Source organism: Wolbachia endosymbiont of Drosophila incompta, assembly GCF_001758565.1.
In the GTDB taxonomy this organism is placed as follows: domain Bacteria; phylum Pseudomonadota; class Alphaproteobacteria; order Rickettsiales; family Anaplasmataceae; genus Wolbachia; species Wolbachia pipientis.
Window position 1 is genome coordinate 668,603 of the sequence record NZ_CP011148.1, and the last position, 3,057, is coordinate 671,659.

A 3,057-nucleotide genomic window follows, 5' to 3' on the forward strand; every position below is an offset into this window, starting at 1 on the left:
CAGTAAAGTTAACAAAAAAGACGACAAATTATTGAATTATTATTAATAAGAATATATAATATAAAGATACATTTAAAAATTTTTTTATGGCTCTTTCTAAGTTTCTCGATCCAAAAAATGATGTTGCGTTTCGGCGTATCTTTGGTACTGAAAAGAATAAAGATATCCTCATTCATTTCCTCAATGATATTCTGAGCTTTACTGGCAAAAACGCAATACAGGATATAGAGTTTTTAAGTACTATTCAAGATCCTGATATTGCCTCTAAAAAACAAAGTATTGTTGATGTTCTTTGCAGGGACTCTAGTGGGGCTAGGTATGTGATTGAAATGGTGCGACCTGAAAGCCTTCGGTCATATTGTTTAAAAGGAGAGGAATTCATTCAGAAAGAAACTGAAAGGATTCTAAAGCTTATTGAACCAGATGTTTTGCCATCTGAGTCTACGCATCAGTGCGAATTGGGTAACCAGTTGGTGCCGAGCGACGCGGACAATGAACCTCCTCTTGATAAAGAAGATGCTCAATCGTGAGAGAAAGCATAAACTACAAGCATCATGTGGTTGGAGGGCTAGGCTTAGTGGTATGGTGAACGTAAGTGAAGCTTCATAAGTATCGTAACGATTAAAGAGCTAAAGATGCTGATAAGCTCCGACCAAAAGGTAATGTGACATTTTTCATTTCTGGATGTACGCAAATAATAATTCCACCGGTATAGAGAAGCCACCTAACCCACTATTGTATGACAAAAGGAACAGGATAAGCCTGTATTTTCGCCTATATGGCAGGCAACCCGCAAGGAATGCTGATGGATGTGCAGGTAAAGGATAATGGAGAAAGCGAATGCCATTTTGTAACGAAATGGATAGAATTTGTAACATTAATTCGCGTGAAAACGAGCAGACTTCCATTTGGTCCCTCATGACAAGAAACTTTGTTAACCACTTAAGGTAGGAAAGCAGATGATTACAAGTACAACTGTAAGTGCACCTACCAATAACTCCGAAGCATGGAACCAGTTACCCTGGAAGAAATGCCAAAAAGTTGTTATGAGGCTACAGAGGCGTATTGTTAAGGCTGTCCAACAAGGCAGATGGGGTAAGGTGAAAACTTTACAACACCTTCTCACACGCTCTTTTAGCGGCAAAGCTTTGGCGGTTAAGAGAGTAACTGAAAACCAAGGAAAAAACACAGCAGGTGTAGATCGTCAAATATGGTCAACTTGCAACACAAAATTTCAAGGAATAAAGCTATTAAAACAAAGAGGATACAAACCTTCTCCGCTAAAACGGATATACATCAGTAAGTCTAATGGCAAAAGAAGACCTCTTGGAATCCCTACGATAAAAGATAGAGCCATGCAAGCATTATACTTGTTTGCTTTGGAACCGATAGCTGAAACGATCAGTGATCGTCACTCTTATGGTTTTAGACCAAAAAGATCCTGCGCAGACGCTACTGTGGCTTGTCACTTGTTACTGGCAAGCCGTAACCAACTACAATGGATACTCGAAGGTGATATTAAAGGGTGTTTTGATAACATTAACCATGAATGGCTCATGAAGCATATTCCTATGGAGAAGAAAATTCTTCATAGCTGGTTAAAAGCTGGCTTCCTAGAATCAAAAACTCTGTATTCCACAACTGCAGGTACCCCACAAGGTAGTATCATCTCTCCAATACTAGCAAATCTAGCCCTAAATGGACTTGAAAAATCATTGGAAAGTCAATTTGGTAAACTTGGCAGTAAAAGAAGAAGCAAAATCAGAAGTGGAGTAAATGTAATCAGGTACGCAGATGACTTTATCATTTCAGGAATCACACGTGAAGTACTGGAAAATGAAGTAAAACCTCTAGTATCGTCCTTTCTTCAGGAGAGAGGTCTTATCCTTTCCGAAGAGAAAACAAAAATTACATCTATTACAACAGGGTTTGACTTTCTTGGTTGTAATGTACGCAGGTATAATAAGAAGTTAATTATAAAACCTTCAAAAGAAAGTATTAAGAAACTTCTTAATAAAGCACGTACATTGATAAAGGCAAACATAGCGAACACTCAGGCCGTACTAATCAAGTTGCTCAATTCCCTATTAAGGGGATGGGGAAATTACTACAGCCATGTGTGTGCGAAAAGAGCTTTTAACAAAATAGACCATGAAATTATGTGTGCTCTATGGAAATGGGCAAAGAAAAGACATCCTCGTAAAGGATTACGTTGGATAAAGAATCGTTACTTCAAGGTAATGAAACAACGCCAATGGGTCTTTGCTGCACCCATATGCAAGAACAAACCGAAAGAGATAAGGTATTTAAGACTGCTTAGGTTGATTGATATACCTATCAGACAACATGTTAAAATCAGGGCGGATGCAAATCCACTTGACTTAAAATGGAAAAAGTATTTTGATGAAAGAGTGAAACAAACAAAAATGTTAGCAAGCTCTTTCTCAAGAGAAGGTTCTCTACTGTTGGTGTCACCATTAAGAATGATGTTTTCTGAGGAATCATCAAGGACAAGCCGGTTCGAGAAAAGAAGGACTTAGATAAGGGGCTCAAGCGTAGTGTGGGGAAACCTGCATGCTGCGTTTCTAAGGGAGGGAGTAGTAGCAATACTACTTCCTTACCTAACCAAGTTGCCAAAACTAAAGGCTTTGAAAAACGCGCTCAATATTACGCTGCTAAAGCTTATTCAAGGCAAGCTGATAAAGGTGATCAATATCAGGGTCTTAAAGAAATCATTTTTATAGCTATTGCTGATTGTATTCTCTTTCCTAATAAATCTGAGTATAAGTCAGATCATGTAATGTTAGACAAAGATAGCTATGAACATGATTTAAAAGATTTTTATTTTACATTTAGAGGTTGTCCGGAAACTAGTAAATTCAAGCATATTCCCTCTTTAACATAACCCTACTCATAGCTAGGTATATGAAATTCTCAGTGGATGTTGTGAGTAAATCATACTCCTTCGATAGCCTTCTATTCCTATTAACCCAAGCAAAAGTCCTTTCTACAACCCATCTTCTTGGCTGTATTTCAAGATGTCTATTGTATTACTGA

At 37.8% G+C, this 3,057-nt stretch carries 2 protein-coding genes and 3 pseudogenes; 4 read left to right on the forward strand and 1 reads right to left on the reverse strand.

The features are described from left to right. Positions 1-86 precede the first annotated feature (86 nt). The 4 genes and pseudogenes from WG67_RS07655 to WG67_RS02955 all read left to right on the forward strand — a co-directional run. A pseudogene (locus WG67_RS07655) lies at positions 87-332 on the forward strand (PD-(D/E)XK nuclease family transposase); the annotation flags it as partial. A gap of 446 nt (positions 333-778) precedes the next feature. Continuing rightward, positions 779-922 (forward strand): hypothetical protein, encoded by a 144-nt coding sequence (locus WG67_RS06900; protein WP_173862902.1) that lies wholly within the window; start codon positions 779-781, stop codon positions 920-922. 37 nt (positions 923-959) lie between these two features. After that, positions 960-2,540: a group II intron reverse transcriptase/maturase gene (gene ltrA, locus WG67_RS02950; protein WP_070356809.1), complete on the forward strand. Its 1,581-nt coding sequence runs from the start codon at positions 960-962 to the stop codon at positions 2,538-2,540. Continuing rightward, positions 2,504-2,884, forward strand: a pseudogene (locus tag WG67_RS02955) (PD-(D/E)XK nuclease family transposase); the annotation flags it as partial. The gene ltrA and the pseudogene WG67_RS02955, both read left to right, overlap by 37 nt. Here the strand turns inward: WG67_RS02955 and WG67_RS06205 are convergent. After that, positions 2,880-3,035 (reverse strand): annotated as a pseudogene (locus WG67_RS06205) (transposase); the annotation flags it as partial. The pseudogenes WG67_RS02955 and WG67_RS06205 overlap by 5 nt on opposite strands. Positions 3,036-3,057: the final 22 nt, after the last annotated feature.

Coding starts and splice junctions, on each gene's coding strand:
- ltrA (WP_070356809.1), top strand. CDS start 960: ATGATTACAAGTACAACTGTAAGTGCACCTACCAATAACTCCGAAGCA.
- WG67_RS06900 (WP_173862902.1), top strand. CDS start 779: ATGGCAGGCAACCCGCAAGGAATGCTGATGGATGTGCAGGTAAAGGAT.